Annotated in this window: 12 protein-coding genes; 11 read left to right on the forward strand and 1 reads right to left on the reverse strand. The window is 42.1% G+C overall.

From position 1 onward, the window contains the following. The first annotated feature begins 12 nt into the window (after nt 1-12). The gene (gene ftsE / locus SSIN_RS06440) at nt 13-705 is read left to right on the forward strand and encodes a cell division ATP-binding protein FtsE (protein WP_037617054.1); all 693 of its coding nucleotides are present in this window, start codon (nt 13-15) and stop codon (nt 703-705) included. Continuing rightward, nucleotides 698-1624, forward strand: a complete 927-nt coding sequence (ftsX, locus tag SSIN_RS06445) for a permease-like cell division protein FtsX (protein WP_037617056.1) — start codon at nt 698-700, stop codon at nt 1622-1624. The genes ftsE and ftsX overlap by 8 nt, the downstream gene beginning before the upstream one ends. 237 nt (nt 1625-1861) lie before the next feature. Here the strand turns inward: ftsX and SSIN_RS06450 are convergent, their stop codons facing one another. Beyond that, nucleotides 1862-2494: an MBL fold metallo-hydrolase gene (locus SSIN_RS06450; RefSeq protein WP_037617057.1), complete on the reverse strand. Its 633-nt coding sequence runs from the start codon at nt 2492-2494 to the stop codon at nt 1862-1864. 132 nt (nt 2495-2626) lie between these two features. On the opposite strand from SSIN_RS06450, the gene SSIN_RS06455 reads away from it, so the two are divergent. The 9 genes from SSIN_RS06455 to SSIN_RS06495 all read left to right on the forward strand — a co-directional run bounded on the left by SSIN_RS06455 (nt 2627) and on the right by SSIN_RS06495 (nt 14351). Continuing rightward, nucleotides 2627-5071 carry a bifunctional DnaQ family exonuclease/ATP-dependent helicase gene (locus SSIN_RS06455; protein WP_037617059.1) on the forward strand — a complete coding sequence of 815 codons (2445 nt, stop codon included), beginning with the start codon at nt 2627-2629 and terminating at the stop codon, nt 5069-5071. Nucleotides 5072-5186: 115 nt separating this feature from the next. Then, a complete protein-coding gene (locus SSIN_RS06460; RefSeq protein WP_037617062.1) occupies nt 5187-6161 on the forward strand; it encodes a YeiH family protein in 975 nt (324 codons plus the stop codon). 12 nt (nt 6162-6173) lie between these two features. Further along, nucleotides 6174-7406, forward strand: coding sequence for an FtsW/RodA/SpoVE family cell cycle protein (locus tag SSIN_RS06465; protein ID WP_037617065.1), 1233 nt, complete (start codon nt 6174-6176; stop codon nt 7404-7406). A 37-nt stretch (nt 7407-7443) separates the two neighbouring features. Beyond that, nucleotides 7444-7992 (forward strand): DJ-1 family glyoxalase III, encoded by a 549-nt coding sequence (locus tag SSIN_RS06470; RefSeq protein ID WP_037617067.1) that lies wholly within the window; start codon nt 7444-7446, stop codon nt 7990-7992. Between the two features lie 123 nt (nt 7993-8115). Further along, nucleotides 8116-8694 (forward strand): HAD-IA family hydrolase, encoded by a 579-nt coding sequence (locus SSIN_RS06475; protein WP_037617069.1) that lies wholly within the window; start codon nt 8116-8118, stop codon nt 8692-8694. Between the two features lies 1 nt (nt 8695). Beyond that, the gene (gene gyrB, locus SSIN_RS06480; protein WP_037617071.1) at nt 8696-10645 is read left to right on the forward strand and encodes a DNA topoisomerase (ATP-hydrolyzing) subunit B; all 1950 of its coding nucleotides are present in this window, start codon (nt 8696-8698) and stop codon (nt 10643-10645) included. A gap of 86 nt (nt 10646-10731) precedes the next feature. Further along, nucleotides 10732-12456, forward strand: coding sequence for a septation ring formation regulator EzrA (ezrA, locus tag SSIN_RS06485; RefSeq protein WP_037617074.1), 1725 nt, complete (start codon nt 10732-10734; stop codon nt 12454-12456). Between the two features lie 99 nt (nt 12457-12555). Continuing rightward, complete coding sequence (gene serB / locus SSIN_RS06490) at nt 12556-13203, forward strand: phosphoserine phosphatase SerB (protein WP_037617076.1); 648 nt, start codon at nt 12556-12558, stop codon at nt 13201-13203. Nucleotides 13204-13211: 8 nt separating this feature from the next. Continuing rightward, on the forward strand, nt 13212-14351 hold the full coding sequence (locus SSIN_RS06495; protein WP_037617078.1) for a glycerate kinase: 1140 nt from the start codon (nt 13212-13214) through the stop codon (nt 14349-14351). Nucleotides 14352-14369 lie beyond the last annotated feature (18 nt).

Consider the following 14369-nt stretch of genomic DNA (forward strand, 5'->3'; position numbering starts at 1 on the left):
TCTTTACAATACATGTCAATGATTGAAATGAGAGATGTTGTCAAAAAATATGACAACGGAACCACTGCTTTGCGTGGTGTGTCTGTGAAAATTGAACCGGGGGAGTTTGCCTATATCGTAGGTCCCTCAGGTGCAGGTAAATCAACTTTTATCAGACTGCTTTACCGTGAAGTGAAATTAAACAAAGGCAGTTTAAATGTGGCGGGCTTTAACTTAGCTAAGATAAAAAAACGGGATGTGCCAATGCTGCGCCGTCAGGTTGGGGTTGTATTCCAGGATTATAAACTGCTTCCTAAGAAGACGGTTTATGAAAATATTGCTTATGCCATGGAAGTTATCGGTGAGCGCCGCCGCAATATTAAAAAGCGGGTTATGGAAGTCTTGGATCTGGTAGGTCTCAAGCACAAGGTTCGTTCTTTTCCAAATGAGCTTTCAGGTGGGGAGCAGCAACGGATTGCCATTGCGCGGGCCATTGTCAATAATCCTAAGGTGCTGATTGCTGATGAGCCGACAGGTAACCTGGATCCAGATAATTCATGGGAAATCATGAATTTGTTGGAGCGCATCAACCTGCAAGGAACAACAGTTCTAATGGCAACCCACAATAGCCAGATTGTAAATACTCTGCGTCACCGCGTAATTGCCATCGAAAATGGTCGTGTGGTGCGTGATGAGGCGGAAGGAGAATACGGATACGATGATTAGAAGATTTTTTCGTCACCTGCTAGAATCGCTGAAAAGTCTCAAGCGAAATGGTTGGATGACAGTAGCAGCTGTGAGTTCAGTTATGATTACTCTCAGTTTGGTTGCTATCTTTGCTTCTGTTATCTTAAATACAGCAAAATTAGCATCTGACATTTCAAACAATGTCCGGGTCGTTGTGTATATGCGCAAGGATATTGCAGATAACAGTGAAACGATTGTAAAAGAAGGTCAGACAGTTCAAAATGAAGATTATCATAAGATTTATGATGCTCTGACTGCTATGGATCATGTCTCAAAGGTCACTTTTTCAAGCAAAGAAGAGCAGTATGAGAAACTGACAGAGACGATGGGAAGTGAATGGAAGGTCTTTGAAGGAGACTCTAATCCACTTTACGATGCTTACATTGTTGATACGACAGAGCACCAATATGTAGAATCCGTTTCTGCAGCAGCTAAAAAAATTGAAGGAGTGTCTGAGGTTCAGGATGGTGGAGCAAATACTAAGAGACTCTTTGCTCTATCTGACTTCATTCGAATTTGGGGTCTGATAGGAGCAGGTTTGCTTATCTTTATTGCCGTCTTCTTGATTTCAAATACTATTCGAATTACCATTATTTCACGGAGCCGTGAGATTCAGATTATGCGCTTGGTAGGAGCCAAAAATGGTTATATCCGTGGCCCATTCCTTTTTGAAGGAGCCTGGATTGGTTTGTTAGGCTCAATCGTTCCAGCAGCCCTAGTCTATTTTGTTTATAACATGGCCTTTCAGTCCATGAATAAAAGTCTGGTTGCTCAAAACTTATCTATGATTGAACCAGACTGGTTTGTTCCGGCTATGATTGCTTCTTTATCAGTATTGGGAGTCTTAATTGGTGCACTTGGGTCAGCCATCTCAATGAGACGCTTCTTGAAGATTTAACAATATAAAACAGCTCACAATGCTGTTTTTTTATGACCTGAAATAAAAACGAGGCTGGGACAGAAATCGGTAATTCGTTAGAATTCGATTTCGTCGTCCCACCTCCGCACAGTTGAGTAGGGCTGTAAAAACTGATGAAATCAGCCTAGTAGAGCCCACTCATCCACTGCGTATTGCTCGACAATCCAAAGACAATTGAGAGGCTAGGACTTTTGTCCCAGCCTCACTATTGATTTATTAGAAAAATGGATTAAAAGTCTTTTCGTGGCCAATCGTTGTATCATTGCCATGCCCAGGATAGACACGATAATCTTTAGGTAAGACAAATAATTCTTTCCTGATACCAGTGAGTAGCTGCTCCAGATTGCCAGTCGGTAGATCTGTACGGCCGATGGTTTCACGGAAGAGAGCATCACCAGTCAGAACGACCTGATCTTCTGGGAAAATAATGGAAACTCCTCCGATAGAATGACCAGGTGTCTGAACAGCATAGAAATGAAAGTCGTCTAGTTGGTAGTCGTGGTGATAGGTGAAAAAGTGTTCAGCTGGTCTGAGAATGATGTCTTCCAAATCTGCATGACGGTCAAGCCCAGATAGATTGTCTGTAGGAGTATAGAGCCAGCTTGCTTCGCTCTCAGCTACATAGACGGGTGGATTGGCAAAGTTATCTCGGACTTTATCCAGACTCATAATGTGATCGTAATGCGTATGAGTCAGAAAAATAGCTGTGATGGGTTTAGCGATTTCTTCTAGCTTGCGTTGGATTTTTCGCCAATCGCTGCCGGGGTCAACTACGATGACATGACGGTCATTTTCAAGGATATAAGTATTTTCAAAAGCAATGAGATTGACAATTTTGTGAACTTTCATTGGGCTTCCTTTGCGTATGTTTTCTCAATAAAGAGTGTAACAAAAAAGCAGAAATTTTGCACAAAATTAATTTTGTAGCTTAGCTTATTTTCAGATGTCTCAGGCTGGCATTTGTGATATAATCATAGCAGTATGACACAATCGAACTATAAATATGCTGTCATCGACTTGGAGGCTACAAGTGCGAACAGCAATGCAAAAATTATTCAAATCGGCATTGTCATCATTGAAAACGGGGTGATTTGCCAAACTTATGAAACAGATGTGAATCCGCATGAGGACTTGGATGAGCATATTAAACAGCTGACGGGACTGGATGATCAGCGCTTGCGCCAAGCTCCGGATTTTTCACGGGTTGCCCGTGAAGTTTATGAACTGATTGAGGATGCGATTTTTGTCGCTCATAATGTCAAGTTTGATGCCAATTTACTAGCGGAGGCTCTCTTTTGGGAAGGCTTTGAGTTGTTGACTCCTAGAGTGGACACGGTTGAACTAGCTCAAGTTTTTTACCCCACATTTGATAAATATGCCTTGGGAAATCTGTGCGAGCTTCTGGAAATTCCTTTGGAAAATGCTCATACAGCTTTGGCAGATGCTCAGGCGACGGCTCAGCTATTTTTAAAAATCCAGAAAAAAATGTCTAAATTGCCAAAAACTTTGCTTGAGAAAATGCTGGGATTTTCCGATAGTCTCATCTATGAGTCGCGGCTAGCGATTGAAGAGATTTTTCAGTCGATGCCAGACTATTCTGGTCAGGCTTTGCAGGAGACGCACGGTATCTTTTTAAAAAAGCCGAAAATCTTGTCGCCTGAAAAGAAACTTTCGCAGGACTTTCTGACCAACCTTTATCTGTTGGGGCTGGACGAGCGCCCCGACCAGCTGACATTTGCCCAGTATGTGACTGAGGCGCTTAGTCAGACTGCGGCTAGCTTTTTGGAGGCTCAGACAGGGCTTGGCAAGACCTTTGGCTATTTGTTGCCTATTTTGGCTCATGGTCAGGATAGGGTCTTGGTGACCGTTCCGACGAAGATTTTACAGGACCAGCTGATGCAAAAGGAAGGCCGACTCTTAGAGGAAGATTTTCATATTTCTTTTCATAATCTCAAAAGTCCAGAAAATTATCTGAAATTAGATCATTTTTATCAAAGTCTATCGGTCTTGGACGATAATCGACTTATTAATCGTTGCAAAATGCAGCTTTTGGTTTGGCTGACAGAGACGGAGACTGGTGATTTAAACGAAATCGGCCAGGCTTATCGTTTTGAGTCTTACTTTAGCCAGATACGCCATGATGGGAAATTAAGTAAGCATTCGCTCTTTTATGAAGAGGATTTTTGGCGACTGGGACAGGTCAAGGCAGCTAGCAGTCGTGTCGTGATTACCAATCATGCTTATCTTTTAACGCGCTTAGAAGATGACCAGTCATTGCTTGACAATCGGATTTTGGTAGTGGACGAGGCTCAGAAAATGTTTTTTGCTTTGGAAAGTTTCTCGCAGACCAGTGTCAATTTGACCAAGCAAGTGCAAAATATCAGCCAAGCCCTGCAGACAGAAAAACGGATTTTACAAGAACGTCTCTTGCAAAGCATCCAATTTGAGCTAGCAGATGCTGCCGAAAATCATCGGGGAAAGAGCAGTGAGCTGGATTCACATAAGTTAGTTAAGTTGCGTCAGGATGTGTTTGAGCTGGATAAGAACTTGCTACCAGAACTCAGTGAGCTGTTTTCAGCCAAGTACCAATACTATTGGCTAACGGAGGAACAATTTGCAGATTATAAGCTGACTAGTCTTCATGCTGGGCGCTCAGAACTCATGAGATTTAAGGATTTCCTGCCTGATACCGTCAAGGTTATCTTGGTCTCCTCTACTTTAGAGATTAGTTCCAAGGTGAATTTGCCTCAATTACTAGGTTTTGAGGATTATCATTTTTATAAACTTCCTCAGCAAAAGAAGCCCCTGCAGAAACTTTTCTTAGATCTAGATTTTCCAGATGTGGTGGATTTATCAACGCAGGAATACGCTGAGAGGATTGTTGCAAGCTTGGAGAGCTTGGCTCCACTGAATTTGCCGATGGTGGTTCTCTTTACCTCCAAAGATTTATTGTTGGCCACTTCAGACCAGCTGACCTTGCCGCATTTGGCCCAGTATAAGAATGGCGAGCCAGCCAATATCAAGCGTCGTTTTGACAAAGGAGAGGCGCCCATCTTGTTAGGAGCAGGCAGTTTCTGGGAAGGAGCGGATTTTGCTCAGCAAGAGCAAATCATTCAGCTCATCACGCGGATTCCTTTTGATAATCCCAAAGATTTCTTTGTTCAAAAAATCAATCATCATTTGAAAGCAGAAGGGAAAAATCCTTTTTACGACTATCAATTGCCGTCAGCTATTTTACGATTGAAGCAGGCCATGGGTCGTACTCGTCGCAATGAACACCAGAAGTCGGCTATCATTCTTTTGGATAATCGTATTTCAACCAAGCGCTACGGTCGGCAAATCCAGCAAAATCTGAACCAGCTGGCGTCTTTAGAAATGCTTTCACAGCTGGATATTTTAAAGGAATTAAAAGAATTTTTCGACTAGAACTTCTTGAAAACAGTCAATTTTATCTGGCTGTTTTTCTAAATGTTTTCATATTTTGTCGGCTAGCTATGCCAAAAATCTGTTATAATGATAAGAATAGGAAGAAGGTTATAACATGAAAAAATATGTACCAGGGATTGTTTTATCGTTTGGGATGGCAGCTGTTTCCATTATATTAGGGAATTGGTTTCCGCTGATAGGATCCAGTGTTTTTGCGATTGTGCTAGGAATTTTACTTAGTAATTTCCTGAAAATTCCGGATTCTTTTCAGCCGGGCCTGACCTATTCAGGAAAGAAGCTGCTTCAATATTCTATTATCTTTTTAGGTTTTTCTATGTCAATCGGAAAGGTATCTGCAACGGGCTTGTCCTCTCTGAAGATTAGTATTTTAACCATTTTGATTGCTTTTTTCGCAGCTTATGCAGCTGGAAAATTTTTTAAGATGAGACGGGTTTTAACCGTTTTGATTGGTTTTGGAACGGCAATCTGCGGTGGTTCCGCTATTGCAGCAGCTTCGCCCATTCTAGAAGCAGAGGAAGAGGAAATCGCTCTGTCTATTTCAACGATTTTCTTCTTCAATATTTTAGCTGTTTTCATCTTTCCTTTTCTGGGCCACCTTATGCAGATGTCCGATGGCTATTTTGGGACTTGGGCAGGAACGGCCATCAATGATACTTCGTCAGTTGTTGCGGCAGGTTATACCTATAGCCAGGCAGCGGGTGATTTGGCAACCATTGTCAAACTAAGCCGGGCTTTGATGATTGTACCCGCCTGCCTTATCTTTGCGGGTTATCGATATGTCCGAGGTAAGCGGTCAGCGCAAAAAGTGGACTTGAAGAAAATTTTTCCATGGTTTATTTTGTGGTTTGTCTTGGCTTCTGTAGTGAGCAGTTTGGGAATTTTCCCGTCAGAGCTAGTTCCTTACACAAAACTCTTGTCTCAATGGCTGATGGCCATGGCTTTAGCTGGGATTGGAGCTAAGGTCTCCTTTAAACAATTTAAGGAAGCTGGAGCTGCACCTTTATTAACCGGAGCTTTTGCCTGGTTTTGCGTCGCTGTTTCCAGCTTAATCATCCAATATTTTTTGTAAGAAAGGAGAATTATGCTTTCACAAAAAAGAACATTTGAGTCACGAATTGACTATAGCCTGCTTTTACCAGTTTTGCTTTTGCTTTCGATTGGTGTAATGGCTATTTATATAGCAGTTAGCCATGATTATCCAAAAGAAGTTGGAACGATTGTAGGTCAGCAAATCGTCTGGATTTTCCTTGGTTTCTTGATTAGTTTCATCATCATGTTTTTTAATACGAAATTTCTCTGGCTGATTACACCTTATTTGTATGTTTTTGGTTTGGGGCTGATGATTCTACCGCTGATTTTTTACAGTGACAGCTTAGTTGCCTCCACAGGTGCGAAAAATTGGGTAGCTATCCACGGTGTCAGTCTCTTTCAGCCGTCTGAGTTTATGAAAATCTCGTATATTTTAATGCTGTCGAGGGTTGTAGTGAATTTTATGCAGCAGCATAAGAAGGAAGAGCGAACCATAAGGTTAGATTTTCTATTGATTTTTAAATTAGGGCTTTATACCTTGCCTGTATTGTTTCTTTTGACCTTACAGAGTGATTTGGGGACAGCGCTAGTCTTTGCTGCGATTTACTGCGGCATTGTTCTTTTGTCTGGTGTTTCTTGGAAGATTATCCTGCCGATTTTCTTGTCTGCGACTCTTCTCTTTACTGCTTTCATGTTTATTTTTATTTCCGCTGGGGGGCGTGCCTTTCTGCATAATTTAGGGATGCCGACTTATCAGATTAATCGTATCTTAGCTTGGCTCCACCCCTTTGAATATGCTCAGACGACGACTTATCAGCAGGCACAGGGACAGATTGCCATTGGCAGCGGTGGCTTGATAGGTCAAGGCTTCAATGTTTCCAATCTTCTTGTTCCTGTCCGTGAAAGTGATATGATTTTCACAGTGATTGCGGAAGATTTTGGTTTTCTTGGCTCTACCTTGGTGATTGTGATTTATCTAGTTCTGATTTACCGTATGCTCAAGATTACCATCAAATTTAACAATCAGTTTTATACCTATATCTCAACTGGTCTGATTATGATGCTCCTCTTTCATATTTTTGAAAATATTGGAGCTGTGACAGGTATTTTGCCTCTGACGGGGATTCCGCTCCCTTTTATCTCTCAGGGAGGCTCCTCTATCATTAGCAATCTTATTGGAGTCGGTCTATTGCTTTCGGTCTCTTATCAAAATAGTCTAGCAGAGGAGAAGCGAGAGAGAACGCACTCTATCCGTAAAAAAGTTGTGCTTAAAAAAATAAAATAAGAAGTGGGTACATTCGTATCCTAGAAAGGTGTTTCATATGAAAAAAGTAGCTCTCATGTTAGCCAATGGCTTTGAGGAAATAGAAGCCCTCACCGTTGTCGACGTATTGCGTCGAGCAGGCTTCGTCTGTGATATGATTGGTTTTGAGGAGACGGTGACTGGTTCTCACCAGATCTCTGTCCAAGCTGATCAAGTCTGGAATGGGAATTTATCTGCTTATGATATGGTCGTTCTTCCGGGCGGGATGCCAGGGTCGACGAATCTACGCGATGATAAACGTCTAATGAACGTTTTAAAGGAATTTCGAGCAGAAGACAAATTTGTCGCGGCTATCTGTGCGGCCCCCATTGCCCTTGATCGAGCAGGTCTGTTAAATGATAAAAATTTCACTTGCTACGATGGGGTGGAAGAGGCAATTGAAAATGGTAGCTATCTTAAGCAGACCGTTGTCGTAGACGGAAAGCTAATCACCAGCCGCGGGCCATCAACGGCCTTGCCTTTTGCCTATGAGTTGGTTCGCCAGCTAGGAGGAGATGCGGATCAATTGGCAACAGGAATGCTTTTCAAAGATGTTTTTGGAAATTAAGATAATTCACTCGATTTTCGGGTGAATTTTTTCTATTTGACTTGGTGAAAAATGCTTGAAAATATGCTTTTCCGTCAGAGATAATACCCCCTTTTTTGTAAAGAATATGGTATAATAAAGGGTATGAATTATCAAGATTACATCTGGGATTTGGGTGGGACTCTCTTGGATAATTATGAAACTTCGACCGCAGCTTTTGTCCATACATTGCAAGATTTTGGTCTGCACGCGAGTCATGATGAAGTTTATAAGGCTCTTAAGGTCTCTACCGATTATGCAGTCCGCCAATTTGCCCCTACAAACAAGGATTTCTTAAAGACTTATAAAGCTAATGAGGCCAAAGAATTGGAGCAGCCGATTTTATTTGATGGTGCTTCAGAATTATTGGCCCAGATTATCCAGCAAGGTGGCAGAAATTTTTTGATTTCCCACCGAGATGATCAGGTTTTAGAAATTTTGCAAAAGACGCAAATCAGTGCTTATTTTACGGAAGTAGTGACAGCTAGTAATGGCTTTAAACGAAAGCCGGATCCTGAGTCCATGCTGTATTTAAAAGACAAGTATCAGATTCAGTCTGGACTGGTTATCGGGGATCGGCCGATTGATATAGAAGCTGGGCAAGCTGCAGGATTTGCAACCTATCTCTTTGATGATATGAAAAATCTTGAAAAATTTGTGGATATTGAACTAGAAAAGGAATAATATGACAGAAGAAAAGCAACAAGACATGCAGATGCAAGAATATGATGCTAGTCAGATTCAGGTCTTAGAAGGCCTAGAAGCCGTTCGGATGCGCCCAGGTATGTATATTGGTTCGACCTCTAAAGAAGGTCTGCATCACTTAGTATGGGAAATTGTAGATAACTCAATTGATGAGGCTTTAGCTGGCTTCGCCACACATATTCAAGTCTTTATTGAAAAAGATAATTCGATTACGGTGGTTGATGATGGCCGTGGAATCCCAGTGGATATTCAGGAAAAAACAGGTCGGCCGGCCGTGGAAACTGTCTTTACTGTCCTTCATGCCGGAGGAAAATTCGGCGGTGGCGGATACAAGGTCTCAGGAGGTCTCCACGGGGTTGGCTCTTCCGTTGTAAATGCCCTGTCCACTCAGCTGGATGTCCGCGTTTATAAGAACGGCCAGATTCATTACCAAGAATATAGTCGCGGTCAAGTAGTCGCTGATTTAGAGATCATCGGTGAGACAGATCGTACAGGTACGACAGTTCACTTTATACCAGATCCAGAGATTTTCACTGAAACGGTAGAATTTGACTTTGAAAAATTAAATAAACGTGTCCAAGAATTGGCTTTCCTCAATCGTGGTCTAAAAATTTCCATTACAGACAAACGAGAAGGACTGGAACAAAGCAAGGATTATCACTATGAAGGCGGAATCTCTAGTTACGTTCAGTACATCAATGAAAATAAGGATGTCATCTTTGATACGCCGATTTACACTGATGGGGAAATGGACGACATTACAGTTGAAGTAGCCATGCAGTACACGACTGGCTACCATGAAACGGTCATGAGCTTTGCCAATAACATCCATACCCACGAGGGTGGAACGCATGAGCAAGGCTTCCGGACAGCCTTGACACGGGTCATCAATGACTACGCCAAGAAAAACAAGCTTCTCAAAGAAAACGAAGATAATCTGACTGGGGAAGATGTGCGTGAGGGACTGACAGCGGTCATCTCTGTCAAGCACCCTAACCCTCAGTTTGAAGGTCAGACCAAGACCAAGCTGGGCAATAGCGAAGTGGTCAAGATTACCAATCGTCTCTTTAGCGAAGCTTTCTCAGATTTCCTTTTGGAAAATCCTGCGGTGGCTCGAAAAATCGTAGAAAAAGGAATTTTGGCTTCTAAGGCGAGAATTGCTGCCAAGCGAGCTCGGGAAGTAACCCGCAAGAAGTCTGGCTTGGAAATTTCCAATCTGCCAGGTAAATTGGCCGATTGCTCGTCCAATAATCCACAGGAAACAGAACTCTTCATCGTGGAGGGAGACTCAGCGGGTGGTTCAGCTAAGTCTGGCCGTAACCGTGAATTTCAGGCTATTTTGCCAATTCGAGGGAAGATCCTCAACGTTGAAAAAGCCAGCATGGATAAGATTCTAGCCAATGAAGAAATCCGTAGCCTCTTTACTGCTATGGGAACAGGCTTCGGAGCTGACTTTGATGTTAGCAAGGCTCGCTACCAAAAATTAGTCATCATGACCGATGCTGATGTGGATGGAGCCCATATCCGGACCCTGCTCTTGACTTTGATTTATCGCTATATGAAGCCGGTTCTGGAAGCAGGCTATGTCTATATCGCTCAGCCACCAATCTATGGTGTCAAGGTCGGAAGTGATGTCAAAGAATACATCCAGCCTGGGGTGAACCAAGAAGAAGAATTGCAAGCAGCTCTGGCCCGTTACAGCGAAGGACGCTCAAAGCTAACTATCCAGCGTTACAAAGGTCTGGGAGAAATGGATGACCATCAGCTGTGGGAAACGACCATGAACCCTGAACATCGCTTGATGGCGCGGGTTTCTGTCGATGATGCAGCAGAAGCAGATAAGATTTTTGATATGTTGATGGGTGACCGTGTTGAACCTCGTCGTGAATTTATCGAAGAAAATGCTGTATATAGCACGCTTGATGTCTAAAAAAATCAGAAAAACTAACAATTATGAATAAAATTATGATATAATCAATATGTTTGTTTTAAAGTAACAAAATGAAGGAGTTTTATATGTCTAATGGACTAATTATTCTCATTATTGTAGTAGCTGTGCTTTTGATTTTAGGCTATGTAACAGCAGTATTGATGAGAAAACGAAATGAAGCTTTACTTCAAAAATTGGAAGAAAGAAAAGAGAAACTCTATAATCTTCCAGTAAATGATGAAGTTGAAGCAGTAAAAAATATGCATTTGATTGGGCAAAGTCAGGTAGCTTTCCGCGAATGGAACCAAAAATGGGTTGATTTATCCTTAAACTCATTTGCTGATATTGAAAATAATCTTTTTGAAGCGGAAGGCTACAATAATTCATTTCGCTTTATGAAGGCCAAACATGCAATTGGCAATATTGAAAGTCAGATTGATTTAATTGACGATGATATCAAGGAAATTCGACAAGCCCTAGAAGAATTAGGCAAGCAAGAATCAAAAAACAGCGGCCGAGTACTTCATGCTTTAGATTTGTTTGAAAAATTGCAGGTTACAGTTGCCGAAGATGCAGAGGCTTATGGCCAGTCTCTTCCAGAAATTGAAAAACAATTAGCAAAAATCGAATCTGAATTTTCACAATTTGTCACTCTCAACTCATCAGGGGATCCAGTAGAAGCAGCAGAAATCCTAGATAAGACCGAAGATCATATCCTTGCCTTGACACATATTGTTGAGAGAATTCCAGCTATTGTGAAAGAATTAACGGAGACCTTGCCAGATCAATTAGAAGATTTGGAATCAGGTTACCGCAAGTTGTTGGATTCAGGTTATCACTTCATTGAAACGGATCTTGAATCTCGCTTTCAACAGTTGCATGCGGCTTTAAAACGCAACGAAGCCAATGTATCATCTCTGGAGTTAGATAACGCTCAGTATGAAAACGAACAGGCACAAGAGGAAATTTCAGCCCTCTACTCAATCTTCACTCAAGAAATTGAAGCGCATAAAGTCGTGGAAAAGCTGGTAAAAAATCTTCCAAGCTATCTTGCCCATACAAAAGAAAATAATCAGCAACTTCAAAAAGAAATTGAGCGCCTTTCTCGGTCTTTCCTCTTATCGGAAGCAGAAATTTCCCATATCAAAGACCTTCAAGGAGAGTTGTCAGCTCAAGAAGAGGTTGTTCTCGGAGCTGTAGAAGATTCTTCAGAAACCCAGCAAGCCTATTCACTTGTTCGTGAAGAGTTAGAGAGTATTCAAGAGCGTCTGAAAGAAATTGAAGACGAACAGATTGAGCTTGGAGAGGAGCTTGCTGAGATCGAAAAAGATGATGCCAATGCTCGTCAGAAGGTAAATATTTATGCCAATAAATTACACACTATCAAGCGATTTATGGAAAAACGGAATTTACCAGGCATTCCACAATCTTTTCTTGAAATCTTCTTTTCAACAAGTAACAACATTGAAGAACTTGTAAGAGAGCTTGATGAAAAACGTGTAAATATTGAATCAGTCAACCGTTGGCTGGAAATTCTGACCAATGATATATATGAGTTGGAGTCTGAGACTTATCAAATTGTTCAAAACTCAACTTTGACAGAGCAGCTGCTGCAATATTCCAACCGTTATCGCTCATTTGATGATAATGTTCAAGCAGCTTTCAACGAATCTCTCTATGTTTTTGAACATGAATTTGATTATGCAAAATCTCTAGATATCATTTCAAAGGCCTTGGATCTTGTTGAACCAGGTGTTTCAGACCGTTTTGCTACCTCATACGAAAAAACACGTGAAAATATTCGTTTCTAAGAAAGTTCCTTTGGGAACTTTTTTCTTTGCAATCTTGCTTGTTTTGTTGGTAAAAATCCTGTATAATACAAAAAATTACAGAAAATATGAGGTAAGAAAATGAGTCAGGTCAAAGGTCTATTGGTAATGGATGTAGACAGCACTCTCATCATGGAAGAGGGCATTGATTTGCTGGGAGAAGAAGCAGGAGTTGGGCAGCAAGTGGCTGCTATCACAGAGCGAGCCATGCGCGGGGAATTGGATTTCGAGGCAGCCTTGCGAGAAAGGGTTTCACTCTTGGAAGGCCTCCCAGAAACCATCTTTTCTCAACTAGCTGAGAAAATTCATTTCACGCCCGGTGCTAAAAAATTAGTTGATGAGTTACATGAGCGTGCTTACAAGGTTGGCTTGGTTTCAGGCGGTTTCCATGAAACGGTGGATAGGCTGGCTGAGCAGCTAGGGATTGACTATGTAAAAGCTAATCGCTTGGAAAGTAAAAATGGTTTCCTGACCGGTCGAGTTTTGGGAGATATTGTTACCAAAGATATTAAAGTTCAGATGCTGAAAGAATGGGCTCAAGATAATAATTTGGAATTAAATCAAACCATTGCCATGGGGGATGGCGCCAATGATTTGCCTATGATTCAAATAGCAGGCATCGGAATTGCTTTTAATGCCAAGCCAATTGTAAGAGAGCAAGCACCTTATCAAATCAATGTTTACGATCTCTACCAAGTGATTGATATTTTGGATGCTAAGAAAAAATAGGAGGCGCTATGCATATCTTGTTAGCACCAGATTCTTTTAAGGAAAGTTTGTCTGCTGTTCAGGTAGCAGAAGCCTTGAAAGAAGGATTTTCTCAGGCCTTACCAGAGGCTACTTTTGATTTGCTGCCTATCGGAGATGGCGGAGAGGGAACCATGGCTGCGCTGATTGCCGCTATGGACCTAAGAGAGTTTCGGCACTGGGTAACTGGACCTTTTGGCCAATCGGTAGAAATGAAATATGCTAGACAAGGCCAGCTAGCCCTTTTTGAGATGGCCGATTTGGTGGGACTTGCTTTAATTCCCGAGGGAAAACGCAATCCTTTAGGCTTAGAAACCAGAGGTCTAGGAGAGCTGATTCTCCATTTAGCGGAAAATGGTGTCAAAAAGGTTCTGGTCGGTGTTGGAGGATCGGCGACGAATGATGGGGGGATAGGTCTGGCAGCCGGTTTAGGTTATGAATTTTTTGATGAAAACAATCATCAGCTCCGACCAGTTGGTTCTTCTCTAGGGAGAGTTGCTCGGATTTCTGGAGAACATGTTCCAACTTGCTTGGATGACATTGAAATCGAAATTTTGACAGATGTTTCCAATCCTTTATGTGGTCAGCAAGGAGCGACTCATATCTTTGGACGGCAGAAAGGCCTGTCTGAATGGCTTCTTTCATCTGTCGATCAGGAAATGAGGAAGTTCTATGAACTGGCCAATCCACAGATTTTTACCCAAGCTGGTGCTGGCGCAGGAGGTGGTATGGCAGCAGGGCTGGTCACATTTGCCAATGGAAAAGTCGCTTCTGGAATTGGTACCTGTCTGGATTTGCTAGATTTTGACCGCAGAGTTGGGCAAGCGGACTTAGTTGTTGTCGGTGAGGGCCGTATGGACAGGCAGTCCTTGGCAGGAAAGGCGCCAGTTGGAGTAGCAAGGCGGACGCCAAAAGAGATTCCTGTTCTTGCTATTTGCGGTAGCTTAGCAGATGATTTGCCTCCATTTCCTACAGAAAATATTCAGGCAGCTTTTCCAATTATCTCGCAAGTGGCGGATTTGGATGCAACTTTAGGTCGAGCGAGGGAAAATCTAGTTCGTACTGCTCGCAATATTGGCAACCTATTAGCAATCAAAAAGAGACTGGGACAGACAGCCATGACGACATAGCCGTCACCCACAGAAACA

This window comes from Streptococcus sinensis (assembly GCF_000767835.1).
Lineage (GTDB): Bacteria > Bacillota > Bacilli > Lactobacillales > Streptococcaceae > Streptococcus > Streptococcus sinensis.

Bases quoted from the DNA above. Each gene is read 5' to 3' on its own strand.
- ftsE (WP_037617054.1), top strand. From the start codon at position 13: ATGTCAATGATTGAAATGAGAGATGTTGTCAAAAAATATGACAACGGA.
- SSIN_RS06450 (WP_037617057.1), bottom strand. From the start codon at position 2,494: ATGAAAGTTCACAAAATTGTCAATCTCATTGCTTTTGAAAATACTTAT.
- serB (WP_037617076.1), top strand. From the start codon at position 12,556: ATGAGTCAGGTCAAAGGTCTATTGGTAATGGATGTAGACAGCACTCTC.
- SSIN_RS06465 (WP_037617065.1), top strand. From the start codon at position 6,174: ATGCTTTCACAAAAAAGAACATTTGAGTCACGAATTGACTATAGCCTG.
- SSIN_RS06475 (WP_037617069.1), top strand. From the start codon at position 8,116: ATGAATTATCAAGATTACATCTGGGATTTGGGTGGGACTCTCTTGGAT.
- ftsX (WP_037617056.1), top strand. From the start codon at position 698: ATGATTAGAAGATTTTTTCGTCACCTGCTAGAATCGCTGAAAAGTCTC.
- SSIN_RS06495 (WP_037617078.1), top strand. From the start codon at position 13,212: ATGCATATCTTGTTAGCACCAGATTCTTTTAAGGAAAGTTTGTCTGCT.
- SSIN_RS06470 (WP_037617067.1), top strand. From the start codon at position 7,444: ATGAAAAAAGTAGCTCTCATGTTAGCCAATGGCTTTGAGGAAATAGAA.
- ezrA (WP_037617074.1), top strand. From the start codon at position 10,732: ATGTCTAATGGACTAATTATTCTCATTATTGTAGTAGCTGTGCTTTTG.
- gyrB (WP_037617071.1), top strand. From the start codon at position 8,696: ATGACAGAAGAAAAGCAACAAGACATGCAGATGCAAGAATATGATGCT.
- SSIN_RS06460 (WP_037617062.1), top strand. From the start codon at position 5,187: ATGAAAAAATATGTACCAGGGATTGTTTTATCGTTTGGGATGGCAGCT.
- SSIN_RS06455 (WP_037617059.1), top strand. From the start codon at position 2,627: ATGACACAATCGAACTATAAATATGCTGTCATCGACTTGGAGGCTACA.